Annotated in this window: 17 protein-coding genes; 7 read left to right on the forward strand and 10 right to left on the reverse strand. The window is 75.9% G+C overall.

Going from position 1 to position 23,986, the window contains the following annotated elements; genetic code table 11:
* Positions 1 to 24: 24 nt before the first annotated feature.
* The 3 genes from AC5K6T_RS17880 (at position 25) to AC5K6T_RS17890 (ending at position 4,162) form a co-directional block, all read left to right on the forward strand.
* Complete coding sequence (locus AC5K6T_RS17880; protein ID WP_493210203.1) at positions 25 to 1,653, forward strand: alpha/beta hydrolase; 1,629 nt, start codon at positions 25 to 27, stop codon at positions 1,651 to 1,653.
* A gap of 142 nt (positions 1,654 to 1,795) precedes the next feature.
* The gene (locus AC5K6T_RS17885) at positions 1,796 to 2,890 is read left to right on the forward strand and encodes a baeRF3 domain-containing protein (protein ID WP_493210205.1); all 1,095 of its coding nucleotides are present in this window, start codon (positions 1,796 to 1,798) and stop codon (positions 2,888 to 2,890) included.
* A 258-nt stretch (positions 2,891 to 3,148) separates the two neighbouring features.
* Complete coding sequence (locus AC5K6T_RS17890; RefSeq protein WP_493210206.1) at positions 3,149 to 4,162, forward strand: Gfo/Idh/MocA family protein; 1,014 nt, start codon at positions 3,149 to 3,151, stop codon at positions 4,160 to 4,162.
* Positions 4,163 to 4,271: 109 nt separating this feature from the next.
* On the opposite strand, the gene AC5K6T_RS17895 is transcribed toward AC5K6T_RS17890, so the two are convergent.
* Positions 4,272 to 4,691 carry an SsgA family sporulation/cell division regulator gene (locus AC5K6T_RS17895; protein ID WP_493210208.1) on the reverse strand — a complete coding sequence of 140 codons (420 nt, stop codon included), beginning with the start codon at positions 4,689 to 4,691 and terminating at the stop codon, positions 4,272 to 4,274.
* 480 nt (positions 4,692 to 5,171) lie between these two features.
* On the opposite strand from AC5K6T_RS17895, the gene AC5K6T_RS17900 reads away from it, so the two are divergent.
* Positions 5,172 to 6,641 (forward strand): PP2C family protein-serine/threonine phosphatase, encoded by a 1,470-nt coding sequence (locus AC5K6T_RS17900; RefSeq protein ID WP_493210209.1) that lies wholly within the window; start codon positions 5,172 to 5,174, stop codon positions 6,639 to 6,641.
* Positions 6,642 to 6,903: 262 nt separating this feature from the next.
* Here the strand turns inward: AC5K6T_RS17900 and AC5K6T_RS17905 are convergent, their stop codons facing one another.
* Positions 6,904 to 8,394, reverse strand: a complete 1,491-nt coding sequence (locus AC5K6T_RS17905; protein WP_493210210.1) for a DNA-binding protein NsdB — start codon at positions 8,392 to 8,394, stop codon at positions 6,904 to 6,906.
* Positions 8,395 to 8,648: 254 nt separating this feature from the next.
* On the opposite strand from AC5K6T_RS17905, the gene AC5K6T_RS17910 reads away from it, so the two are divergent.
* On the forward strand, positions 8,649 to 9,827 hold the full coding sequence (locus tag AC5K6T_RS17910) for an aminoglycoside phosphotransferase family protein (RefSeq protein ID WP_493210211.1): 1,179 nt from the start codon (positions 8,649 to 8,651) through the stop codon (positions 9,825 to 9,827).
* A gap of 419 nt (positions 9,828 to 10,246) precedes the next feature.
* Entirely contained in the window at positions 10,247 to 12,241 is a 1,995-nt protein-coding gene (locus AC5K6T_RS17915) for an N-acetylmuramoyl-L-alanine amidase (protein ID WP_493210212.1), read from the forward strand.
* Between the two features lie 50 nt (positions 12,242 to 12,291).
* On the opposite strand, the gene AC5K6T_RS17920 is transcribed toward AC5K6T_RS17915, so the two are convergent.
* The 8 genes from AC5K6T_RS17920 to AC5K6T_RS17955 form a co-directional block, all read right to left on the reverse strand.
* A complete protein-coding gene (locus AC5K6T_RS17920) occupies positions 12,292 to 12,789 on the reverse strand; it encodes a hypothetical protein (protein ID WP_493210213.1) in 498 nt (165 codons plus the stop codon).
* Positions 12,790 to 12,865: 76 nt separating this feature from the next.
* Positions 12,866 to 15,760 (reverse strand): ATP-binding protein, encoded by a 2,895-nt coding sequence (locus AC5K6T_RS17925; RefSeq protein WP_493210215.1) that lies wholly within the window; start codon positions 15,758 to 15,760, stop codon positions 12,866 to 12,868.
* Between the two features lie 268 nt (positions 15,761 to 16,028).
* Entirely contained in the window at positions 16,029 to 16,934 is a 906-nt protein-coding gene (locus AC5K6T_RS17930; RefSeq protein WP_493210216.1) for a universal stress protein, read from the reverse strand.
* Between the two features lie 504 nt (positions 16,935 to 17,438).
* Positions 17,439 to 17,681 (reverse strand): DUF397 domain-containing protein, encoded by a 243-nt coding sequence (locus AC5K6T_RS17935; RefSeq protein WP_493210217.1) that lies wholly within the window; start codon positions 17,679 to 17,681, stop codon positions 17,439 to 17,441.
* A gap of 107 nt (positions 17,682 to 17,788) precedes the next feature.
* Positions 17,789 to 18,955, reverse strand: coding sequence for a thiolase family protein (locus tag AC5K6T_RS17940; protein ID WP_493210219.1), 1,167 nt, complete (start codon positions 18,953 to 18,955; stop codon positions 17,789 to 17,791).
* Positions 18,956 to 18,983: 28 nt separating this feature from the next.
* On the reverse strand, positions 18,984 to 20,033 hold the full coding sequence (locus AC5K6T_RS17945) for a thiolase family protein (protein ID WP_493210221.1): 1,050 nt from the start codon (positions 20,031 to 20,033) through the stop codon (positions 18,984 to 18,986).
* Positions 20,030 to 20,980 (reverse strand): Zn-ribbon domain-containing OB-fold protein, encoded by a 951-nt coding sequence (locus tag AC5K6T_RS17950; RefSeq protein ID WP_493210223.1) that lies wholly within the window; start codon positions 20,978 to 20,980, stop codon positions 20,030 to 20,032. The genes AC5K6T_RS17945 and AC5K6T_RS17950 overlap by 4 nt, the downstream gene beginning before the upstream one ends.
* Positions 20,981 to 20,989: 9 nt before the next feature.
* Positions 20,990 to 21,790 (reverse strand): crotonase/enoyl-CoA hydratase family protein, encoded by an 801-nt coding sequence (locus AC5K6T_RS17955; RefSeq protein ID WP_493210225.1) that lies wholly within the window; start codon positions 21,788 to 21,790, stop codon positions 20,990 to 20,992.
* A gap of 174 nt (positions 21,791 to 21,964) precedes the next feature.
* Between AC5K6T_RS17955 and AC5K6T_RS17960 the strand changes: the two genes are divergently transcribed.
* Entirely contained in the window at positions 21,965 to 23,710 is a 1,746-nt protein-coding gene (locus tag AC5K6T_RS17960; protein ID WP_493210226.1) for an acyl-CoA synthetase, read from the forward strand.
* Positions 23,711 to 23,986 lie beyond the last annotated feature (276 nt).

The raw sequence follows: 23,986 nt of genomic DNA on the forward strand, positions 1-23,986 counted from the left end.
CCCGGACTGTGGCTGGAGGGAACGATGCCGACCGAACCGTCCGTCTGGTGGCCCGCGATCCGGCGCTGTGCGCTCGCCGGAACCGCGGGACTGGCCCTGCTGGGCGCGGGACTCCCGGCCGCCGCGGCGGGCGGGGAGGACCCGCCCGGTGCCGGCCTCTCGCGCTTCTACGACCAGCGGATCTCCTGGTCGGCGAAGGCCTGCGCGGGCGAGCCCGGCAACCGCCCGGAAGGCCTGCAGTGCGGCAAGGTCACCGTCCCGCTCGACTACGCCCGGCCCGAGGCGGGAACGCTGGAACTGGCGCTCGCCCGCTACCGGGCCACGGGCCGCTCACAGGGCTCGGTGGTGCTGAACTTCGGCGGTCCGGGCGGCTCGGGCGTCCGGGAACTCGCCTACGGCCCGGACGACTTCATGGATCTGGCCGAGGGCTACGACGTGGTCTCCTTCGACCCCCGCGGCGTCGGCCGGTCCTCCCCGGTGAGCTGCACGGACGGCGGGTACGAGGCGCCGGACGACGGCGGGGGCGAGGAGACCGGGCAGGACGCGGGCGCCGATCCGCTGCGCGACCCCGAGACCGCCCTGCGCACGCTGCGGCGGACCGCCGCCGAGTGCGCCGAGCACTCCGGCCCGGTCCTGCCGTACATGGGAACCGTGCACGTCTCCCGCGACCTGGACGTCATCCGGCAGGCGCTGGGCGAGAAGAAGCTCGACTACCTGGGCTTCTCGTACGGCACCCGGCTCGGCGCGGTGTACGCGGCGCAGTTCCCGGACAGGGTGGGCCGGATGGTCCTGGACGGCGTGGACACGCTGACCGAGCCGCTGTCCGAGCAGGGCGTCGCCGGCGCACGGGGGCAGCAGACCGCGCTGGAGTCGTTCATCGACTGGTGCGCGAGGGACATCGCCTGCCCGTTCGGACAGGACGCGCGGGCCGCCCGCGAGGACGTCGTCAGCCTGGTGCGCTCGCTCGACGAGGACCCCGTACCCACGCCGTTCGGCGGCCTGTTCACCGGCCAGGACCTGGTGGGCGCGCTGGCGCAGGCGCTGTACAGCGAGGATCTGTGGCCGTCGCTGGAGCGGGCGCTGGCGTCCCTCGTGGAGGACGGCGACACCCGCGCGATCGAGGGTTTCGCGGCCGGCGGCGGCCGGCCGGCCCGCGGGACCGTCCGCGACGGCGGGGGCACGCTGGTGGACGAGGAGGACGTCCCGCCGGACAACCTCCCGGCGGCGCTGATGGCGGTCAACTGCGCGGACGATCCCGACCGCCCCTCGGCCGGGCAGATCGTCCGCGACCTGGACCGGCTGCGCGCCGAGTACGAGCGCGCCTCACCGGTCTTCGGCGCCTACCGGCTCACCCAGGTGCTGATGTGCCACGGCCGCCCCAGGGGCACCGACTACGTCCGCGAGCAGGTCAAGGACGTCCGCACGCCGAAGATGCTGCTGGTCGGCACCCGCGGGGACCCGGCCACCCCGTACCGGTGGACGGTGGAGACGGCCCAGCGGCTCGGCTCCTCGGCCGTGGTGCTCGACAACCGCTCCGAGGGACACACCGGATACGGCTCCTCGGCCTGCGTGCACCGCAAGGTCGACGACTTCCTGCTCTACGGCTCGCTGCCCGCCGACGGCAGCTCCTGCGGCTCCGACGACGACCGCTGAGCGCGGTCCCCCGGGCCCCCGCAGGGCCTCGGTACGGCCGGTGCGCGTCCTCGCGGGCCGCCGCACGGTCTTCGCACGCTCACCGCGGAATGCGCTGATTACCCCGAATGCCCGACCAGCGGATTGGACCTATGGTGCTGTCATGGAGCACGCACTCACCCCCACGGTCCTCAGTGAACTGCGGCGCCCGCGCCCCTACCCCGCGGTGTCGGTGCTGACGCCGACGCACCGCCGCGAGCCCGACAACGCCCAGGATCCGGTCCGGCTGCGCAACGTGGTGGCCGAGGCCAAGCGGCAGTTGGAGACCGACCCCGCGGTGACCCGGGAGCGGCGGTCGGACGTGGCGGAGCACCTCGACCTCGCACTCGCCGAGGTCGACCTCGCGCACACCGAGGAGGGCCTGGTGATCTTCGCGGCTCCGGGTGAGCACCAGGTGTGGTCGCTGACCCGTGCGGTGCCCGAGCGGGTCGTGCTCTCCGACACCTTCCTCACCCGCAACCTGGTCTCGGCGCGCGCCGCCGAGCAGCCGTTCTGGGCGCTGTCGGTGTCCGCCGACCGCGTCACGCTGTGGAACGGCGGGGCGGACCGGGTCGCCGAGGAGCACTCCGGCGGCTTCCCGCTGACCCGGCAGGCGGAGAACTTCGACCCCGAGCGGCGCGAGCGCATCGGGGACAGCCCGAGCACGTTCCGCGACGAGGGTGTCCGCCGCTTCCTGCGCGACGCCGACACGGCCATGGGCGCGGTACTGCGCGCCGCCCCGCGCCCGGTGTACGTCACCGGCGACCCGGCCGCGCTGTCCGCGTTGCAGGAGGCGGGCCTGCACACCCGGAACGCGGTGCAGGTGCCGCGCGGCGGGCTGGCGCACGCGACGGCGGAGACGGTGTGGCAGGCGCTCAGCCCGGTCGTGGCGGAGGAGGCCGAACGCGGCACCGACCGGGTGGCGGCGGAGCTGGAGTCGGCGCGCGGGCGGCGGGAGTTCGCGGCCGGGGTGGACGAGGTGTGGCAGAACGCGCGGGACGCCCGGGTGCGGCTGCTCGCCGTCGAGGAGAACTACCGGATCGTGGTGCGCGACGACGGCGAGCACCTGGTGCCCGCCCTCGGCGGCGACCTCGACGCCCGGGAGGACATCGTCGACGAGATCGTCGAGCAGTGCCTGGAGACCGGCGCGGAGGTCCGCTTCGTCCCGGACGGCACGCTGGGCGAGGCCGGCGGCATCGCGGGCGTCCTGCGCTACTGAGCCCCCGTGCGGCGCTGCCGCCCGAACGGCCGCGTGCCACCGGCCGGGGCGGGCCGCACGCCCGGAGCGGACGGGCCCGGCAGCGGCCGTCGGCCGCGCCGCGGCCGCCCGTCGGGAGGGGTTGACCGCGGCCCTCCGCCCGAGCGCCCCTCCGCGGCGCCGGGGCCCCCGCCCGCCGCCCGTGACGACGACCGGCCTACGCTGCGACGGAACGGACGGCGGGCGGGAGCGCCGGCCGGGCATCTGGGGAGGGCACGGGTGAGTGACCTGCTGGGCGTGGCGGTGCTGGGCGCCGGCCACATGGGGGCGGACCATGTCCGCCGGCTGGACCGGGTGGTGAGCGGGGCGCGGGTCGCCGCGGTCGCCGATCCCGACACCGACCGTGCCGGGCGCGCCGCGGCGGGGATCGACGGGGTGAGCGTGCACGCCGAGCCGGAGGCCGCCCTGGACGCGCCGGGGGTGCGGGCGGTGCTGGTCGCCTCGCCGGGCGAGGCCCATGAGAAGGCGCTGCTGGCCGCGTTCGCCCGCGGGCTGCCGGTGCTGTGCGAGAAGCCGATGGTGCCGGGCTCCGCCGGTGCGCTGCGGGTGGTGGAGGCGGAGGCACGGCTCGGCCGGCGGCTGGCCCGGATCGGGTTCATGCGGCGCCATGACGCCGAGTACCGCCGGCTGAAGGAGGTCCTGGACGAAGGGCGGCTGGGGCGGCCGCTGATGCTGCACTGCGTGCACCGGAACGTGTCCTCGCCGCCGGACTTCACCTCCGGGATGCTGATCGGGAGTTCGGTGACGCACGAGATCGATGCGGCGCGCTGGCTGCTGGGCCAGGAGCTGACCGCGGTGACCGTGGTGCGCCCGCGCCCTTCCTCGCTGGCCCCGGCGGGGCTGCGGGACCCGCAGTTCGTGCTGTTCGAGACGGACGGCGGGGCGCTCGTGGACGTGGAGGTGTTCGTCAACTGCGGCTTCGGCTACGAGGTGCGGTGCGAGGCGGTGTGCGAGGCGGGCAGCGTCCGCATCGGAGAGGACCGCGGGGTCCGGATCACCTCGGCGGGCTCCGCGGGCGAACGCGTCGCGCAGGACTACCTGGTGCGGTTCGCCGACGCCTACGACCGCCAGGTCCAGGCATGGGTGGACGACACCCGGCGCGGACGGGTCACCGGTCCCAGCGCCTGGGACGGCTACGCGGCGTCCGCGGTCGCGGAGGCGGGGGTCCGGGCGCAGGAGAACGGCGGCCGGGTGGCCGTCGAACTCGCCCCGCGCCCGGCGCTGTACGGGTGAGCGGCCGCTGACGCCGGGCGCGCCCCGGGCGCCCGGCCGGGCGGCGTGTCCGCGGGCGGGGCGGCGGCCGCCTTCCGCTCGTCTGTCCGCGCACCCCCGCGCCCGCGGTTCAGACTCCGTCGAACAGGGCGCTCAGGCCGCGCTCGACGGCCTGGGCGAGGTCCTCGTCCTCGCGGCCCGTCCCGACGACGGCGTAGGTGCGCACCAGGAACCGGCCGAGGGCGGCGGTGTCGAACTGGAGCAGGGCCATGCCGTGGGGCGAGTGGAACTCCAGCACGGTGTCGGCCGGGCCGCAGGGCCAGATGTGCACGTCCCCGTTGCCCGCCGGGCCTTCCAGGCCCTGCGAGAGGAGGGCGCGGGCGAAGGTCCAGGTCACGCCCTCGCCCTCCAGGGAGACCTCGGGCGGGAAGTCGATCTGCATCGCCAGCGGGTCGCGGGAGTCGTAGCGCAGGGTCGCGGGGACGGGCAGTTCCTGCTCGTCCGCGGTGATCAGCCGGGCGGGAGCGGGCTGTTCGAGCGTGATGTGCATGGGCGTCCTCCTGCGCGCGGGCGAGGCCGGTGTTCCGGCCCGCAAGTACGACCTCGCTCGGGGCTCGGCATGACACCGGCCACGCCAGGAATCCGTGTGACCTGCACCACACCCCTCATCGCGCTCCCACAGAAGGGAACAAACGACCGTCGAACTGGCGGACGGGTCGCGGCGGAGGCTCCCCGCACTGCGTCAACTCACGTATACCGCCTACGACTTGCGCAGGCCCCGAGGTGGCCGGGGGGTGCGCCGGGGATCCATCGGGAAGACACTGGCATATGCCAGAAGCACCGCCGTCTCGTGTGTCGCCGAATCCCTTACGGGGCGTCGCGCGCTGTGCAACAGTCGTAACCGTCCCATCGCGGCCCGGCGACAGCTTCCGGCGGTCCGGTCGGCCCGCCGACAGCCCGCCGGGCCCGCCGGGTCACCGACAGCCCGCCGACAGTCCCGGTCGTTCAGACCCGCCTTCCGGAGTGCGTCATGCCGCCCCATCTCTCCGCGGACCGCCCGGCCGCCCAGCCGCCAGGGCGTGGCACCGTCGACGCGCTCATCACGCAGACGCGGCGGCTCAGAGGCGACATGGACGCGGTGCGGCAGGACGTGCCGGGCGACGGGACCGACCCCCGGGACCGCTGGCAGCGCGCCCTGTGCGACCTCGCCCTGCACCAGCTCGACGACCTCGACGAGCACCTCGCCCAGCTGCGCGACGGCCCGGCCGCCCCCGCTGCCGGACCGCCCGCGGCCGGCAGCGCGACCGGCGGTGCCGCCGGGGCCGCAGCGCTGCTCGGCCGCGTCGGCAGCGCGGAGTGGAACCTGCTGACCGACGAGGCGAGCTGGTCCGGCGAGCTGTACGAGATCCTCGGCCGCGACCCCGCCACCGCCCCGCTGACCCTCGACGAACTGCCCTCCCTGGTGCCCGACGAGGACCGGCCGCTGCTAACCGCGATGGTCACGGACTGCCTCGTCGACGCCCGGCGCATCGACGGCGAGTTCCGCGTCGTACGGCCGGACGGCGAGGTCCGTACCGTCCACATGATGGGCGAACCCGTCCTCGGCGCCGACGGCGGTACCGCCTCGATGTGGGCCGTACTGCGGGACGTCAGCGCGCTGCGCCGCAGCCGGCAGGCGGTGCGCGAGACCCGCGACTCGCTGTACGACCACCGGCGGCGGGCGCAGAGCGAGCACCGGCTGGCGGCCGAACTCCAGGAGGCCGTCCTGCCGTCGTGGCGCGGCACCCCGCGGCTGCCTCACCAGGGATCGGGCACCCTCCCCTCGGCGCTCTCCCCCGCCCGCTCCGCCCTCCCGCCCGCGCTCGACCTGGCCGCCCACCGCATCCCGCCCGCCGCCGGGACACCGCTCGGCGGCGGCTGGTACGACACCCTCGAACTGTCCGACGGCGAGACCCTGCTCGGTGTCGGCGACCTCACCGGACAGGGCGTGGCCGCCGCCTCGGGCATCGCGATGCTGCTCGGCGCGGTCCGCGGCATGGCGATGGCCGGCACCGGCCCCGGCCTCCTGCTGTCCTGGCTGAACCAGCTCCTCGACGCCACCGCCGAACCGGCCCTCGGCAGTGCCGTGTGCGGCCGTTACCGGCCCGCCACCCGCACCCTGGTGTGGGCACAGGCCGGACACCCCGCCCCGCTGCTCTTCCGCGGCGGAACAGGGCGCAGACTCCCGGCTCCGGGCGGAGCGGTCCCGCTCGGCGCCACCGCGCACACCGCCTACGCGGAGACCGAGACCGCCCTGGAACCCGGCGACGTGCTGCTGCTGCACACCGCGGCCCTGGTCCCCGGTGACGACGAGACGGCCACCCGCCGCCTGCTGGACCTCGCCCCACGCCTCACCGCCGCGCACACGGCACGGGACTGCCTGCGCCTCGTCGTGGCGGAACTCGACGCGGCGGCGCACGAGGACGACACCTGCGTACTCGCCGCCAGGGTCACCCGGTGACGCGGCTGCTCCGGCCGGGACCCCGCCGCACCGCCGGACGGCACGGGGAAGGGGACCGCCGGACGCCCTGCGGGACGCGTGGCCGACGGCGCCGCCGACGGACCGGCCACGGCGCAGCACGCGGACCCGCACCGCACCCGCACCCGCACCCGCACCCGCGGTGAACTCCCCCCGTACCGTGCCCCCATCGGGGCCGGCTGCCCTGCGCCTCCGGCTCCGGCCGGTCCGCGCCGCCGCCGGCGCACACCGGGGGACGGAGCTCCTAAGCCGGCGCGACACCTCCTTTGCCCTTCGTCCTGGGCAGCGCGAGCCGGATCTCCTCCCGGAGGTCGCTGATCTTCGGGTACTCGGCGTACTCGGCGGTGAGCCGGTACATCTGGCGCAGCCGGTCCCAGGTGCGCCGGGAGGAGTTCTGACCCATCGACACCAGGGCGAGCCGGGCGAAGCTGTCCGCCTGCTCCGGATCGTCCGCGATGAAGCAGGCCGAGGCCATGGACAGGAAGTCGAAGATCTTCGACCGCTCCTGTGCGTCGACCCGCAGTGCCAGGGCCTTGTCCGCGTAGTACCGGGCGTGGACCGCGGCCTCCGGCTCGAACTCGGCCAGCGTGCGGTAGGACAGCGCCTGCATGCCGTACAGGTCCGCCTCGTCGAACAGCTGCATCCAGTCCGGCGGCGCCTCGTCGGCCCGGTCGGAGACGAACAGGTCCTCCGCCCGGCCGAGGGTGCGCCGCATCGCCTGCCCCTTTCCCATCGACGCCTGCGCCCAGGCCTCGATGGTGTGGAACATCGCGCGGGTGCGCGGCAGCACCCGCTCGCCGGCGCCGGACTGCGCCAGCTTCATCAGGTCGAGCGCGTCACCGGGCCTGCCCAGATGAACCATCTGACGGGCCGCCCGGGAGAGCGCCTCCCCGGCCCGGGGCCGGTCACCGCCCTCGCGGGCGGCATGCGCGGCGATGACGAAGTACTTCTGGGCCGTGGGTTCGAGGCCGACGTCGTGCGACATCCAGCCCGCGAGGACGGCCAGGTTGGCGGCGACGCCCCACAGGCGCCGCTGGAGGTGAGGAGGATGGTGGTAGGCGAGGATTCCGCCCACCTCGTTCAGCTGGCCCACGACCGCCTTGCGCTGAAGGCCGCCGCCGCGGGCCGCGTCCCAGGCCCGGAACACCTCCACCGAGCGCTCCAGTTCCTCGATCTCCTGCGACCCGATGGGGGCGGCCTCGTACCGGTCGAACCCGACGGGGTCGGCGTGGAGAAGGGAGTCGGGGGCTGAAGCGCCGGAGACCGGCACCGGGTCGGTGTGCAGCCAGTCGTGCATGGCGCTGCTGAGTACGGGTCCCGCGGCGAGCGCGGCGCCCGCGCCCACCAAGCCGCGTCGGTTGAGCATGAGGTCCATTCCCGTGAATTCGGTGAGGACCGCGGCGGTCCGCTCGGGCGCCCACGGCACGCCGTCGGGATGCTGCTGACTCCCGCCGGCCTGCCGTCTGCCGGCACGCCCCTGCCGGACCAGACCGAGGTCCTCGATGGTCACGACACGGCCGAGACGCTCGGTGAACAGGGCCGCCAGCACCCGCGGTACAGGGTCGCGCGGGATCTCTCCCATGTCGATCCACCGCCGCACCCGCGAGGTGTCGGTCGCCAGCTGGGGGTGGCCCATGGCCGCCGCCTGCCGGTTGACCAGCCTCGCGAGTTCTCCTTTGGACCAGCCGGCCAGGCCGAACAGGTCCGCAAGGCGGGTGTTGGGTTGTCCGCTCACGTCAAGCCCCCAGGTTCTCGGCTGAGTTGACCGTAGCCCGTGCGGAGTTGCCGGGCGACTATTCGCCAGGGTTCGCCAGGGTGCGCCAGATGGTGTGCCACGGGGCGCCGGGTGTCAGGTAGGAACGCGCCACCCCGACCCGGTCGCCGGCTCTCCCCCGGAACACGGGACCAGGTGCATTCCCCAGGATGCGCGTCGGCGGCCGGGACGGGTGGCGCACTGTCGTAGGGCTCACGAAGGGATCTGTATCGCCCATGTACGCAGCATCGTCCTCCGTGTCCGCCCCGCCCCGGCCGCTGCGCCCGCGCCCCCCGGCGCCCGGTACCACCCGCACGGGGGAAGCGCCCCCACCGGGCGGCGGCCCCTATCTCACCCCCGCGCGGCCGCCCGCCCCCGCCCTCGGCGCGGGCCGGACGCGGCGCGCGGCGGGACCCGGCGGGCAGCCGCTGAGCGGGCGACTGGACCTGTCCGGCCCCCAGGGCGCCCAGTTGCGCGCGGCGATCGCCGCGGTGCACCGGATCTGCCCGGAGTTCACCCCGGTGCAGGTGCTGCGCCGCAGCGGACGCTCGGTGCTCCTGGTCGGAACGACCGGGCGCAGCACCGCGGTCGCCAAGTGCTTAACGGACCGGTCCCCGGCCTGGGCGGAGCGCAGCCGGCACGAGATAGCTGCCTACCGCTCGTTCGTGCGGCAGCGCCCCCCGGTGCGGGTGCCGCGGCTGATCGCGGCGGACCCGGACAACGGCACCCTGGTGCTGGAGCGGATGCCGGGACGGGTGGCCGCCCTGCAGCGCCACCCCGTGGAGGCCCCGCCGCGCGCCGACATCCGGGCGACGCTGGGCGCGGTCTGCCGGCTGAACTCGTGGCGGCCGCCGGCGGGCACCTTCGACGCGCCCCTGGACTACGCGGCCCGGATCTCCCGCTACCACGAACTCGGGCTGCTCACCGACCGGGATCTGGGCGACCTGCAGAAGCTGCTGCACGGCATCGCGGCGAGCTCCGGCCGGCAGGGCATGGGGCAGTTCTGCCACGGCGACGCACTGCTCAACAACGTGCTGCTGTCGCCCGCCGGACCGGTGCTGGTCGACTGGGAGCACGCCGGCTGGTACCTGCCCGGCTACGACCTCGCCACTCTGTGGTCGGTGCTCGGGGACGCCCCCGTGGCGCGGCGGCAGATCAGCCAGATCGCGCAGGCGGCCGGGCCCGCCTCGCGGGACGCGTTCCTGGTGAACCTGATGCTGGTCCTCACCCGGGAGATCCGCACCTACGAGACCGCCGTGCAGCGTTCGATGGACGAGGCGGCCCCGGTCGCGCAGGGCGCCGCCCACCCGGGTGCCGTGCCGTCCGGCGAGGAGCAGCGGCTGCTGCTCAGGCGGCTGCACGACGACTGCCAGATGGCCCGCCGGGCCGTCCGCGCGGCGGTCGGCACCCGCTGACGGGCTGGGCGGGCCCCGCTCCGCCCCGCGGTGCGCACGCCTCCTGGGCGCACCGCGGCCCACCGGCGCCGGACTCTCCGCCGCAAGCGCCGCGGCAGGGCGCCGGCGACCGCCGCGCCGTCGCGGCAGGGCGCGCGGTTCCCCGCCCCTCCCCGGGGTGCGGCACCGCAGGGGACTGCGCCCGGCCCGCCGGGTCCCGCGCCCGCGGGGCGGCCGGCTCCGCGGCCGGAAGGGGTACAGGTGTACGCCTCCGACGCCGCGCAGGCCCACCGCCCGCCATCGCGAAACTCCGCGCATCCGGCGTTGACATGGGAATACAGCCTCCTGTGGGCATGATTGACGGACCGTCGGCATGCCGGTAGCACTCCCCCGCCCGGCCCGGCACGGTTCATCACGCCCGACCGTCACAGGAGGCCGTTGTGCGACGACCCGTCACCGCTGTTCCCGGAGCGGCCCGCCGCCGACGTGCGCGCCGTACGGCCGGCGCGGTCGCGGCGGCCGCCCTGCTGCTGCCGCTGCTGGGCGCGGCCCCCGCCGGGACCACGGGCGGACCGACGGCCGCGGCGGGCCCCGCGGGCCGTCTGCAGCGGGCGTTCGCCGCGGCGGCGGCCGCGTACCGGGTGCCGCAGAGCGTGCTGATGGCCGTGTCGTACCTGCAGTCCCGCTGGGACTCGCATCCCGGGGCACCGAGCGTGACCGGCGGCTACGGTCCGATGCACCTGACCGACGTGCGGACGGCGCTCGCCGCGGCGGCGCATCACGGCGAGGGCACCGAGGACCCCCGGGGAGACGGCGCACGCGCCGCGCTGCGGCCGGCGGCGCGGCTGCCGGAGCCGGCCGAACCGCCCGCCCGGCTGCGGACCCTGCCCGCGGCCGCGGAGCTGACCGGGCTGAGCCCCGAGGCGCTGCGCACCGACCCGGTGGCGAACGTGGCGGGCGGTGCCGCGCTGCTCGCCTCCGAGCAGCGCGCGCTGGGCGAGCCGGCCGGCGCCGGTCCGGCCGACTGGTACCGGGCGGTGGCCGCCTTCTCCGGCGCCGACGACCCGGCGGCCGGCGCGGCGTACGCGAACGACGTGTACGAGGTGCTCCGCAGCGGCGCGGAGCGGTTCACGGACGCCGGCCAGCGGGTGGTGCTCGCGGCCCGCCCGGACGTCGTCCCCGACACCGGTCCGCCGGCCCGCGCCGGACTGCGCGCGGCGGCCGCGGCCGGCACGGAGTGCCCGCGGACGGTGTCCTGCGCATGGATCCCGGCTCCGTACGAGGAGTTCGGCGACGGCGACTACGGCAACCACGACCTCGGTGAGCGGCCCGCCTCCCAGCGCATCCGGTACATCGTGGTGCACGACACGGAGGGCGGCTGGGAGGGCGTCCTGAACCTGGTGCAGGATCCCACCTACGTGTCGTGGAACTACACGCTGCGCTCGACGGACGGCCACGTAGCCCAGCATGTGCGGGCGAAGGACGTCGCGTGGCACGCCGGCAACTGGTACGTCAACGCCACGTCGGTCGGCCTGGAGCACGAGGGGTTCCTGGCCGCCCCCGACTCCTGGTACACGGAGGCGATGTACCGGTCGTCGGCGCGGCTGGTCCGCCACCTCGCCCACCGGTACGGCGTCCCGCTGGACCGGCAGCACATCCTCGGCCACGACACCGTGCCCGGCCCGACCGCGGCGACCGTGCCCGGCATGCACACCGATCCGGGCCCGTACTGGGACTGGGCGCACTACTTCGCTCTGCTGGGCCGGCCGCTGCGGGCGAGTGCGGGGCCGCGCGGCGGGCTGGTGACGATCCGGCCCGGCTACGCGGCGAACCGGCCCGCCTACACGGGGTGCGCGGGCGGGGGCGGGGCGTGCCCGGTGCACGGGTCGGGCGCGGTGCGGCTGCACTCCGGGCCCGGGGCGTCGTATCCCCTGGTCAAGGACATCGGGCTGCGGCCGGACGGCGGTGACTCCACGATCGACGTCAACGACGTCGGGGCACGTGTGTCCACCGGCCAGCAGTTCGCGGTGGCCGGCCGTGCGGGCGACTGGACGGCGGTCTGGTACCTGGGGCAGAAGGCCTGGTTCCGCAACCCGCCGCGGGAGCCCGCGGCCGTACCCGCCAGGGGGCTGGTGGTCACGCCCCGGGACGGCCTGGAGAGCGTCCCGGTGTACGGCCGGGCCTACCCGGAGGCGGGCGCCTACCCGGCCGGGGTGCCGGTGCAGCCGGTGTCGCCGCTGCCGTACCGGCTGCCGGCGGGGCAACGGTACGTGGTGGGCGACCGGGTGCCCGGCGAGTACCTCTACGCGGTCGGCTTCGACCCCGCGAGCCATCGCGTGGTGACGGGTGAGGACGTCTACTACGAGATCCAGTTCGGCCACCGGGTGGCGTTCGTGCGGGCGGCCGACGTCCGGGTGGCGCCGTCGGGGTCCTGACAGGGACGGGCCGGGCCGCCGTAGACGGCCCGGCCTGGCCCCTCGCGGGCTCAGCCCTGCTGGAACAGTTCGGCGGGCAGCGGCTTCAGCAGCGCGTACAGGTCGTCGGTGATGGGACGGTCCCAGGCGGCGATGGTGACCAGCACCTGGTCGCTGCGGTCGAACTGGACGCAGGAGATGCGGCTCTCGGAGAGCTTGAGACGGCGCACGACGAGGAGGTTGTCGCCCTGCATGACGGGCACGTCCTCGACGCCGGTGACGGTGACCTCCTCGTCGTTCTCCAGCGCCATCAGCAGCTGCGCCACCTCGAAGGGGATCTGGCTCTCGTCGGTCACCCGGGCCGGGGAGCCCTGGGGCAGATTGCCGATGATCATCGCGGGTCCGCGGCCGCCGAACAGGTCGTAGCGCAGGAACACGCCCTGGCAGGTGCCGTCGGGGGCGGGCAGCAGACCGGCGCCGAGATTGCCGGGCCAGTCGCCCGGGTCCATGGCCAGGACGTCGAATTCGGGGCCGGCGGGGGTGGCGCTGCGGCGGCGGAGGAACGACATGCCGCCATGGTACGTGGCCGGAGGCCGACGGTGCCGTGCGGGCGGGCCCGGGGCCGGCGGGGCGGGGGGGCGGGGGTCAGCCGCCTCCCAGCGCCGAGGCGAGGCCCTCGGCGTCGGTGCCGATCTTGCGGTAGACGGCGGACAGCAGACGGGTGACGGCGGGCTCGTCGGTGCGCAGGTCGCGGGCGATCTCGCCGGGGGTGCGGCCGCGCAGCGCGAGCGCGGCGGCCCGGCGCTCCCTGCTGGTGAGGGTGTCCGTCTCGGTGCCGTGCAGGCGGCGCGGGCGCAGGCCGGCGGCGCCGAGCTCCTCCCGGGCGGTGGCGGCCAGTCCGTCGGCTCCGCACTGCACGGCGGCGTCCAGGCCCCGGCAGAGGTGGTCGGCGGCTTCGGCGGGGCGGCCGGCCCGGCGCAGCTCCGTGCCGAGCGAGACCAGGGCGCAGGCCAGTTCGTAGGCGGCCGGGGAGCGGGTGAGGTGGGCGACGGCCTCTTCGAGGCGGGCGATCCTGGCCGGCCCGGCGGAGACCGCGGCGACGGTGCGCAGGGCCTGGCCGACGGCGGACGGGGTGCCGAACTGGCGGGCGCGGGAGAGGGCTTCACCGGCGGTGGCGAGGGCCTGCTCGGGGGCGTGCCGGCGCTGGGCGCGGGCGAGGTGGAGCTGCCAGGGGCACCAGGCGGGGTTGCGGATGCCGCGCGGGTCCAGCCGGCGTCCGGCGGCGGTGAGTTCGGCGACCGCCTCCTCGACACGGCCGCGGGCGAGGAGGAGTTCGCCCTTGACGGTCTGGGCGTCGGGAAAGACCACGGCGGCCGGGTAGGGCGCGCCGAAGTGGTGGTCGTCGCCGATGCGGGCGGCCTCGTCCACCCGGCCGCGGGCCAGGAGGATCTCGATGAGGATGCCGACGGCGTACCAGTGGGCGGGGGTGTCGGGGCCGACCCGCCCGGCCAGGCGCAGTCCGGCGCGGACGAAGTCCTCCGCCTCGGCGAGCCTGCCGCGGCGGAGGCGGACATAGCCGAGGAGCGTGTAGGCGAACGACAGGTGTGCGCCGCGCCAGCCCTGGCGTTCGAAGTCGGCGGTGCCGGCGGCGAACAGTTCCTCGGTGCGGCCGGGCCGGTCGGCGTACATGAAGGCGAGCGCGACCAGGACGGGCACCTCGAAACCGCGGTCGGGCTCGGCCCAGCCGAGGCCGCCGGCCAGGGCGCGTTCGGCGTGGTGGAGGGCGACCCGGGCGGGTTCGCCGCGCTGGACGGCGTCCCAGGTGCGCAGGCCGATGATGTAGCGCTCGGTGAGGTCGCGGCCGGTCAGCCGGTCGGCGAGCCGGGCCAGGCGGCGGGAGCGGGCGGGGTGGTCGGGTTCGTCGGCGCGGAAGGCGTCCCACATGAACTGTTCGGCCGTCATCCGCAGCCGGACGCGGGCGTCGCCGGTGCGGCGGATCTCACGGGCGAGGGTGCCGGAGGCCTCCGCGAGGTGGTCGCTGTGCGCGAGCACCTGGGAGAGCCGGTAGACGATGAGGTGGCGCAGTGCGGGTTCGGCGATGGGCTCGTCGAGGGCGGCGCGCAGGTGGTTGACGGTGGTGGCCGGTTCGGTGAGCAGGGAGGCGCAGCCCAGTTCGTACAGGACGGCGGCGCGGTCCTCGGGGGCGGGCGGCTCGCGCAGGGCGCGGGCGAGGTAGCGGCAGGCGGCGTCGGGGGCGCCGGCGCGGAGGGTCTCGGCGGCCGCGGCGCGCAGTTGCCGCACCACCCAGGAGTCGCCCTCGGGGTGGGTCTCCAGCAGGTGGCGGGCGGCGGTTCCGGCACCCAGACCGGCCTCGACGACGCACCAGGCGGCCTGGCCGTGCAGGGCGACGCGGACGGCGGCGGGGATGGCCCGGTAGACGGCGGTCGCGACCAGCGGGTGGACGAACTCCAGCGTGCCGGCCGGGGACTCGGGGCCGGTGAGGATGCGGGCGCCGCGCAGGGCGTCGGCGGCGTCCGCGGCGGCCTCCTGGCCGAGTCCGGCGACGGCGGCGGCGAGCGGCGGGCGGATCTCGGTGCCGAGGACGGCGCAGGCCCAGGCGAAGCGGACGGTGGCGGAGCCGAGCCGGTCCAGGCGGTCGGTGAGACCGCTGCCCTTGACGGCGGCGGCCAGGTCGCGCAGCAGGTGGGCGCCGGACTCACTGGGGTGCAGTCCGCGGTCGCGGACCTTGGCGGTCAGTTCGACGGTCTCGAAGGGGTTGCCCGCGGTGACGGCCCAGCACTCGCGGCAGAACGCGTCGTCGGCGTGGGCGCCGAGGCTCTCGCGCACCAGGCCCGCGACGGCGCGGGCGCTGAGCGGTTCGAGGTCCAGGGGGCGGCCGCCGGCCCGGCCGGGCAGCCGTCGCAGCGCCTCCGCGTGCTCGGGGAGTTCGTCGGGCCGGTAGCCGACGGCGATGAGCAGCGGCAGCTGTTCCGCGCGGGGTGCGAACGCGGCGAGCCAGCCGAGGGACTCGGGGTCGGCCCAGTGCGCGTCGTCGAGGACGAGCACCATGGGGGCGCGGCGTACGGCGAGGTGGGTGAGGACCCAGTCGAGGCCGTCGCGCAGGCCCTGTGCGTCGGGCGGGGCGCCGTCGGCCGGGGCGCACAGGCCGAGGGCGGGGCCGACGATGTCGTACCAACTGCCCAGCGAGGCCCGCAGGTCGCCTTCGGCGCCGCCGGCGAGCTGGGGGTGCAGCAGCTGGCGGGCGACGTGGAAGGCGACGCGCTGCTCCTGGTCACCACCGCGCGCCGCCAGGACGGTGCAGCCGAGGGCGGCGGCCCGGCGGCGGACCTCGCGCAGCAGGGTGGTCTTGCCGATACCGGCCCGCCCGGCGAAGGCCAGCAGGGCTCCGCGCGCGTGCTCGCGCGGCGCGGAGCGGTCCGCGGCGAGGCCGGTGAGCTCGCCCAGCGCCCGGTCGACGACGGCGAGTTCGCCCTCGCGCTCGAACAGCGTGCCCGACGATCGTTCGCTGTGCTGATCCATGTCCTGCCTGCCCACCCCCTGCCACGGAGGTGCCCGCGCGGTGCGGCGGGTGCCTTCCGTGACCGTCAGGCAGCTCAGCGTACGCTTCCGCGAGGCCGCGCGCCCCGGTCTGGCCACTACTGTCCGGGCCGGTTTCCGGCCGCCCGGGCCGGTGGACGCGGCACCGGCCGGTGGACGCGGCGCCGGCCGGGGGCCACGGTGCGGTCCGGGGGCGGGGAGCGGCGAAGTCCTCGGGCGCAGACCGGTGAAGGCCTGGACGGCGGGCCGGTCAGGAGCCGCTCTCGGGGGCCGGCGGGACCACCGCGACCGGGCTCGCCGCGTGCAGCAGCACCGCGTGGGTGACGGAGCCGAGCATGCGGGCGGGCGCCAGCAGACGGCGCCGGTGCCGGCCGACCACGGTGAGTTCGGCTCCGGGCGAGGCGGCGACGAGGGCACCCGCCGCGTCGCCGGGGACCGTGCGGACCTCGGCGCGGACCTCGGGACGGCGGGCCCGGTGCGGGGCGAGGAATCCCTCGGCGAGGGCGAGGGTCTCGTCGGCGAGGGCGCTCTGGTCGACGGCGTCGGTGACGATCTCCCCGGGTGCCGACCAGTCCTGGACGGGCCAGGGGTAGGCGGCGACCGCCTCGACGCGGGCGTTGCGCAGGGCGGCCTCGGTGAAGGCGAGACCGAGCGCGGCCTCGTCGGGGCCGTCCACCTTCAGCCCGACGACCACCCGTGGTCCCGGCTCCGGTTCGGGGGCGTCGGCCACCTCGCGTCCCGGCGGGGGCACCACCACCACCGGGCACTCGGCGTCGCGTGCGGCCGTGACGCTGTTGGAGCCCATCAGGAGCCCGGTGAAGCCGCCGCGGCCGCGGGTGCCGAGGACCAGCAGCGCGGCCTCGGCGCCCAGGTCCGGCAGCAGCGCGCCCGGTGCGCCGTCGAGGGCGACGTACTGGGTGCCGGACGGTTCGGTCCGGCCGGCGAGCCGGGCGCGGACGTCGGCGAGCACCGGGTCGTCCTCGGCGGGCGGGGGCAGCACGACCGGGGCGCCGGGCTGGGTCCAGGCCATGTCGTGCCGGACGTGCACCACCGTCAGGGGAGCCCTCCTGCGGCGGGCGGCGTCGACGGCCCAGTCCAGGGCCCGCAGGCTGGCGTCCGATCCGTCGACCGCGGCGATGACCGGCTCGGTGCTCATGTTCCTCACCTCTGGGGTACGACCGTGCGCTTCCTCGCCCCAGCCTGGCGCAGGCCCGGCCCGGGGTGCTGACGTACGGACGCGTGTCCGGCAATTCGCCGGTGACACCCCCGGATCGGAACACCGGTGGTCGCCGGGCTGGTGCCGCACGACGGCCCGGAGCGGTGCGCGGCCCGCGGCGGCGCGGACCGGCGCGCGCGGCTCTCCGGCGCCCCGGGGCCGGCGCGCCGGGGCCCTGTCCCGGGGCGTGGCGGCCCGTCCGGTGCCGCCTGAGCGGATGCCGCCGGATGCCGCGGAGGCCGTTCTCTCGGACGCCGTCGCGCGCACGCCGCTCTGCGAAGCCGCGGCACCGGCACCGGCACCGGCACCGGCACCGGCACCGGCACCGGCCTGGAACGGCTGAGGTCCGGGCCGGGTACGGCGCGGAAACACGCGGCGCGGGCGTGCGCGGGCCGGCCTGCGGCGGCGCGGCCGGACGGGGCCGTTCCGGCGTGCCGGGCCCGCTCAGGTGAGGTCGAACTCGCCCTCGCGCGCGTTGCACACGAACGCGCCCCACTCCGCGGGGGTGAAGATCAGCGTGGGGCTGTGGGGGCGGCCGCTGTTGCGCATCGCGACGAAGCCCTCGACGAAGGCGATCTCCACATCTCCCAGTCCCCGGCTGCTGGACTGCCACTCGGCGTTGCTGAGGTCCAGCTCGGGCTTGTCCCAGCCCGCGAGCGGCTGCTGCTGGATGATGCTCTCGGCCACGTCCGTGCTCCTCCCGGTTCGCGTCGTCCGCAGTCAGCCTATCGATCGTCCCGCGCCCCCGACAGGCCGCCCGGAAAGGGCCCGCCGCGGCCGGCCGGGAGACCGCCTCAGGTCTGCGGGGGCCGCTCCCCCACCAGCCACATGGAGAAGAACTGCGAGCCGCCGCCGTAGGCGTGGCCGAGCACCCGGCGGGCCCGCTGCAGCTGGTGCTCCCCGGCCTGGCCGCGCACCTGCAGCGCGGCCTCGGCGAAGCGGATCATGCCGGAGGCGCCGATGGGGTTGGCCGACAGCACCCCGCCGGACATGTTGACCGGCAGGTCCCCGTCGAGCCCGGTCACACCGGCCTCGGTGAGCTTCCAGCCCTCGCCCCGCGCGGCGAAGCCGAGGTTCTCCAGCCACATCGGCTCGTACCAGGAGAACGGCACGTACAGTTCGGCGGCGTCGATCTCGCGGCGCGGATCGGTGACGCCTGCCTGCCGGTAGACGTCGGCGGCGCAGTCGCGGCCGGCCCGCGGCGAGACGAAGTCCTTGCCCGCGAACAGGGTCGGCTCGCTGCGCATGGCGCCGCCCAGCATCCAGGCGGGCCGGTGCGGCGCGCGGGCCGCACCGGCGCGGTCGGTGAGCACCATCGCGCACGCGCCGTCGGAGGACGGGCAGGTCTCGGAGTAGCGGATCGGGTCCCACAGCATGGGCGAGGCCTGGACCTTCTCCAGGGTGATGCCGTGCTCGTGGAGGTGGGCGCAGGGGTTCCGCAGCGCGTTGCGGCGGTCCTTGAGGGCCACCTGCGCGCCGACCGTGTCGGGGGCGCCGCTGCGCCGGATGTAGGCGCGCACGTGGGGGGCGAAGAACCCGCCGGCTCCGGCGAGCAGCGGCTGCTGGAAGGGGACCGGCAGGGACAGGCCCCACATGGCGTTGGACTCGGACTGCTTCTCGTAGGCGAGGGTGAGGACGGTGCGGTGCACGCGGGCGGCGACGAGGTTCGCCGCGACGAGGGCGGTGGAGCCGCCGACCGATCCGGCGGTGTGCACGCGCAGCAGGGGTCTGCCGACCGCGCCGAGCGCGTCGGCGAGGTACAGCTCGGGCATCATCACGCCCTCGAAGAAGTCGGGCGCCTTGCCGAGGACGACGGCGTCGAGGTCCGCCCAGTCCAGTGCGGCGTCGTCGAGGGCGCGGCGGGCGGCCTCGCGGACCAGCCCGGCGAGGGACACGTCGCGGCGTGCGGCGGCGTGCCGGGTCTGGCCGATGCCGACGACGGCCACGGGCTCCTTGCTCATCGCGGATCCCTTCCGAGTGCGGCCGCGGTCATCGCGGATCCCCTTCGAGCACCGCGACCAGGTTCTGCTGGAGGCAGGGGCCGGAGGTGGCGTGGGCGAGGGCCCGGTCGGAGTCGCCCCGGTGGACGCGGGCCGCGGCCTCGCCGATCCGGATGAGCCCGGTGGCCATGACCGGGTTGTCGGCGAGCGCCCCGCCGGAGGGGTTGACGCGGACGCCGCCGTCGAGTCGCAGCGCCTTGCGCAGCACGATCTCCTGCGAGCTGAACGGCGCGTGGAGCTCCGCGGTGTCGACGGGCCGCCGGAAGGCTCCGGCGTGCGCGGCGGCGAGGCGGGTGGAGGGCGAGTCGGTGAGGTCGCGCACGCCGAGCGCGTGGGCCTCAATGCGGTGGTCGATGCCGCGGATCCAGGCCGGCCGGTCGCACAGTTCGCGGGCGCGCCGCCCCGCGGCGAGGATCACGGCGGCGGCGCCGTCGCCGACCGGCGGGCAGTCCCCGGTGCGCAGGGGGTGGACGACGTGGCGGCCCTGCGGCAGCTCACCGCGCGGCCGGGCGTGGCGGTCGGGGGCGGCGGCCCGTCTGCTGCGGCGCCCGACCGCGGCGAGGGCGTCCTCGTCGGCGTCGCCGGTGTCGATCAGGGCCTGCGCCTGGAGGGCGGCGAGCGCGACGGCGTCGGGCCACAGGGGCGCGACGTAGTACGGGTCGAGCTGGCGGGTGAGCACGTCGCGCAGCGAACCGGCCGAGGAGGTGCCCCAGGCGTACACCAGCGCGGTGTCGGCGTCGCCGGTCAGCAGAGCCGTCCAGGCCTCGTACAGCGCCCAGGCGCCGTCCGTCTCCACGTGCGACTCGGAGATCGGCGGCCAGGCGCCGACGCCGTCCAGGGCGAGGGTGAAGGAGAAGGCGCGGCCCGCGAGGTAGTCGCTGGAGCCGGAGCAGGTGAAGCCGATGTCGGCGGTCCGCAGGCCGGTGCGGGCGAGCACCTCGTGCAGCACCGGCATCAGCATCTCGACCTCGGAGACGTCCCCGGTGGTGCGCCGGGTCTCACTCCGGGCGAAGGCCACGACCGCGATGTCCCGTGTCACAGCAGCTCCTTGTACGACGCGTAGTCGGCGTCGGGTTCGCCGGACGGCCGGTAGTGGTCCGGGTGGCGGCTGTCCCCGGTCCACACCGGCTCCACGCGCAGGCCCATGCGGACCTCGTCGTAGGGGATGCCGGCGATGCGGGCGTGCAGGGCGAGGTCGGCCCCGTCGAGGGCGATGTGGGCGTACACGTAGGGGACGTCGATGTCGCGGTGGGCGGGGTGCGTGGACTTGATGTTGACGATGCAGTAGGTGGTGACGGTGCCGCGCGGTCCGCACTCGACGCGTTCGGCGGTGGCGACGCCGCAGGTGGGGCAGGCGCCGCGGGGCGGCACATAGACCTTGCGGCAGGACGGGCAGCGTTCGCCGACGGTGCGCCGGCCGGCGAGCGCGTGCAGATGGGCGGACTGGGCGCGGCCGGGGGTGTAGGTGTAGTCGAGGCGGGCGGGGGCGACGATGCCGGTGACGGGGTCGGTGAACGCGCCGGTGTGGCCGCCCGGCCGGGCCGGCGGGCCGTGGTGGGGTTCGAAGCAGGCGATGTCGGTGATGGCGCCGCGACGTTCGGCGGCCCAGCGGACGCGGACCCGCATGCCGGTGCGTACGGCGTCGGGGCCGGGAGCGTCGAGCGCGTGCAGGAGGGCGGTGTCGGCGCCGTCGAGGCGGACCAGGACCCAGGCGAAGGGGGTGGTCAGGGGCTGGCCGCGGCGGGGAGCGGGGTTGAAGGCCCAGGTGGTGACGGTGCCGGTGGGGGCGACCTCGACGAGGTCGCCGATCTCCTCGGCGGTGACCGGGTCGTACTCGACGGGCGGCACGAGGACGCGGCCGTCGCGGGTGCGCACCCCGAGCACGACGCGTTCGCGCAGGCCGGTGAGGAAGGCGCTCTGGACGGGGCCGAGGGAGCGGGTGAAGGGGAACTCGACAACCAGCGGGGCGGTGAGCGGTTCGGGCACGGGGGCTCCTCAGGCGCGCTTGTAGACGGGCGGCCGCTTCTCGGCGAAGGCGCGGGTTCCTTCCCGGGCGTCGGCGGTGTCGAACACGGCTTGTCCGCGGGCGAGTTCGGCGGCGAGGGCGTCGGTCTCCGCCATCCCGGCGGTCTCGTACACGGACGCCTTGACGGCCTCGACGGCCAGCGGGCCGCAGGCGTTGACGCGTTCGGCGATCTCCAGGGCCCGGTCCAGGGCGGTCCCGTCGGGCACGACGTGGCCGACGAGGCCGATGGCGGCGGCCTCCCGGGCGCTGTAGGGGCGGCCGGTGAGCAGCATCTCCAGGGCGTGGGTGCGCGGGATCTGGCGTGGCAGGCGGACGGTGGAGCCGCCGATCGGGAACAGGCCGCGGCGCACCTCGAAGAGCCCGAAGACGGCGGACTCGCCCGCGACGCGGATGTCCGTGCCCTGGAGGATCTCGGTGCCGCCCGCGACGCAGGGCCCCTCCACGGCGGCGATCACCGGCTTGCGGGGCCGGTGGTGGCGGAGCATCGCCTTCCAGTGCAGGTCGGGGTCGGCGTCGAGGCGGTGGCGGTACTCGCCTCCGGGCGGGCCGGCGCCGGCCAGGGCCTTCAGGTCCATGCCGGCGCAGAAGGCGCCGCCCGCGCCGGTCAGCACGACGGACCGGATGCCGTCCTCCGCGTCGGCGGCGAGCCAGCCGTCGTACAGGCCGACCAGCATCGGGACCGAGAGGGCGTTCCTCGCCTCGGGCCGGTCGAGTGTGAGAACCAGTGTGGCGCCCTCGCGCCGCACGGTGAGGTGCTCCGTGCCGCTCATGTGCGGTCTCCTTCCTGCCCCGTGCCGGAACGAGAACAGGTTGCAGGAGGGGGGCGGGGAGGACAAGGGCTTTCTGACAGACAGTCAGATTGGTGCGGGCGGGGACCTTCACAGTTGGGCCGCCCTTTGCTCTGATGACCGGCATCCGGAAGGGGACGGGGTCAGGAGGAGCCGGTGGAGTTCAACCTTGCCGACCTGTTCGAGTCGGTCGTGGACGTGGTGCCGGACCGCGAGGCGCTGGTCCATGTCGACCACCCCGGCAGCGGGGCGGAGCGGCGCCTGACGTACGCCGGGCTGGACGCGGCCGCCGACCGGATCGGCCACCATCTGCTGGACAGCGGGATACGGCCGGGGGAGCACGTGGGGCTCCACCTGTACAACGGGGTCGAGTACCTCCAGACGGTACTGGGCTGCCTCAAGGCGCGGCTGGTTCCGGTGAACGTCAACTACCGCTACGTCGCTGATGAGTTGGTGTATCTGTACCGGGACGCGGACCTGGTGGCGGTGGTCTTCGACGCGGAGTTCGAGGACCGGGTCGCGGGGGCTCTCCCGCGTGTCCCCGCGCTGCGGCACCTGCTCAGGGTGCGGCGGGACGGCTCCGGGACGCGGGCCGGGACCGGTGTACCGGCCGTGGGCGCCCCAGCGGCCGTGGCCTGCGCCGAGGGCGCGGCCGCGGACACGGACACGGACGCGTCCGGCGTGGTGGACGCCGTGGACGCCATGGGCGCCTTGGACGCCGTGGACGCCGTGGACTTCGCCGACGCCGAGGCCGGCGGCTCGCCGGAGCGCGGCTTCCCGCCCCGGTCGGGCGACGACCGGTTCATCATCTACACGGGCGGCACGACCGGTATGCCCAAGGGCGTGGTGTGGCGCCAGGAGGACCTGTTCTTCGCCGGGCTCGGCGGCGGGGCACCGACCGGGAAACCGGTGAGCACGCCGCGGGAACTGGCCGAGCGGGTGGCGGCGGGCGGCGCGGGGATCACCTTCTTCCCCACTCCCCCGCTGATGCACGGCACCTCCACCCTCACCGCGTTCATCGGCTTCGACTTCGGCCAGCGCGTGGTGCTGCACCGCAGGTTCGTGCCCGTGGAGGTGCTGCGCACGGTGGAGAAGGAGCGGGTGACCAGTGTGTCGCTGGTCGGCGACGCGATGCTGCGACCGCTGGTCGACGCGCTGGCGGGCCCGATGCGGGGCACGGACTGCTCGTCGCTGTTCAGCGTCTCCTCGTCCGGGGCGGTCATGTCCGAGACGGTCCGGCGCCAGTTCCTGGAACTGCTGCCGCACGTCACGCTGCTGAACAACTTCGGCTCCTCCGAGTCCGGCTTCAACGGCACCGCGACCCCCGACTCCGGCCCCGGCCGGGGGTTCCGCATCCGGGTCAACTCCCGTACGAAGGTCGTCGATCCGGAGACTCGCAGGCCCACCGCCCCGGGGCGGACCGGCCGTATCGCCCAGTGCGGCCACGTCCCGCTGGGCTACTACAACGACCCGGTGAAATCGGCGGAGACCTTCTTCGAACGGGACGGCCGGCGCTGGGTCCTCCTCGGCGACATGGCCACGGTCGGCGAGGACGGCGTCGTCACGGTGCTCGGCCGGGGTTCGCAGTGCATCAACACCGGGGGCGAGAAGGTGTACCCGGAGGAGGTCGAGCAGGCTCTGAAGTCCCACCCCGACGTGTACGACGCGCTCGTCGCCGGTGTGCCCGACGCCACCTGGGGCAGCCGGGTGGCGGCCGTGGTGCAGCTCCGCACCGGCGCGGCACCGCTGTCCCTGGCCGACGTCCAGGCCCACTGCCGCACCCGTCTGGCCGGCTACAAGGTGCCCCGCCTGCTGGTCCTCACCGACGCCGTGCGGCGTTCGCCCAGCGGCAAGGCGGACTACCGGTGGGCGCGGAAGGTGGCGGGCTCGGCGGACCGCTAGCTAGGGCCTCGGCAGGCGACGGTCGCCCGCCGAGGAGCGGCGCCGGGTGCGTGCTCCCGGCGGGCCCGCCGGGAGCCCCCGTACGGGACGTACCCGGGTTTCCGGGCGGTGCGGCGAGCGAGCGTGCCGGGCGTCGCTACGGGGCGAACGTCGCCTGCCGCGGCACCGGACCGGGCCGGGGCGCACCGCGGCGGCGGGCCGCGCCGGGGGCAGGCGGTTCGGCGGCGGACCGACGGGGGCGGCGGGCCGCGCCGGGGGCAGGCCGGACCGGGGCGC

The sequence above is a fragment of the Streptomyces sp. B8-7 genome (assembly GCF_058833805.1).

What these genes read in the sequence shown, in the direction of transcription:
- AC5K6T_RS17880 (WP_493210203.1), top strand. Translation starts at nt 25, where the DNA reads ATGCCGACCGAACCGTCCGTCTGGTGGCCCGCGATCCGGCGCTGTGCG.
- AC5K6T_RS17885 (WP_493210205.1), top strand. Translation starts at nt 1,796, where the DNA reads ATGGAGCACGCACTCACCCCCACGGTCCTCAGTGAACTGCGGCGCCCG.
- AC5K6T_RS17895 (WP_493210208.1), bottom strand. Translation starts at nt 4,691, where the DNA reads ATGCACATCACGCTCGAACAGCCCGCTCCCGCCCGGCTGATCACCGCG.
- AC5K6T_RS17900 (WP_493210209.1), top strand. Translation starts at nt 5,172, where the DNA reads ATGCCGCCCCATCTCTCCGCGGACCGCCCGGCCGCCCAGCCGCCAGGG.
- AC5K6T_RS17910 (WP_493210211.1), top strand. Translation starts at nt 8,649, where the DNA reads ATGTACGCAGCATCGTCCTCCGTGTCCGCCCCGCCCCGGCCGCTGCGC.
- AC5K6T_RS17920 (WP_493210213.1), bottom strand. Translation starts at nt 12,789, where the DNA reads ATGTCGTTCCTCCGCCGCCGCAGCGCCACCCCCGCCGGCCCCGAATTC.
- AC5K6T_RS17925 (WP_493210215.1), bottom strand. Translation starts at nt 15,760, where the DNA reads ATGGATCAGCACAGCGAACGATCGTCGGGCACGCTGTTCGAGCGCGAG.
- AC5K6T_RS17930 (WP_493210216.1), bottom strand. Translation starts at nt 16,934, where the DNA reads ATGAGCACCGAGCCGGTCATCGCCGCGGTCGACGGATCGGACGCCAGC.
- AC5K6T_RS17940 (WP_493210219.1), bottom strand. Translation starts at nt 18,955, where the DNA reads ATGAGCAAGGAGCCCGTGGCCGTCGTCGGCATCGGCCAGACCCGGCAC.
- AC5K6T_RS17955 (WP_493210225.1), bottom strand. Translation starts at nt 21,790, where the DNA reads ATGAGCGGCACGGAGCACCTCACCGTGCGGCGCGAGGGCGCCACACTG.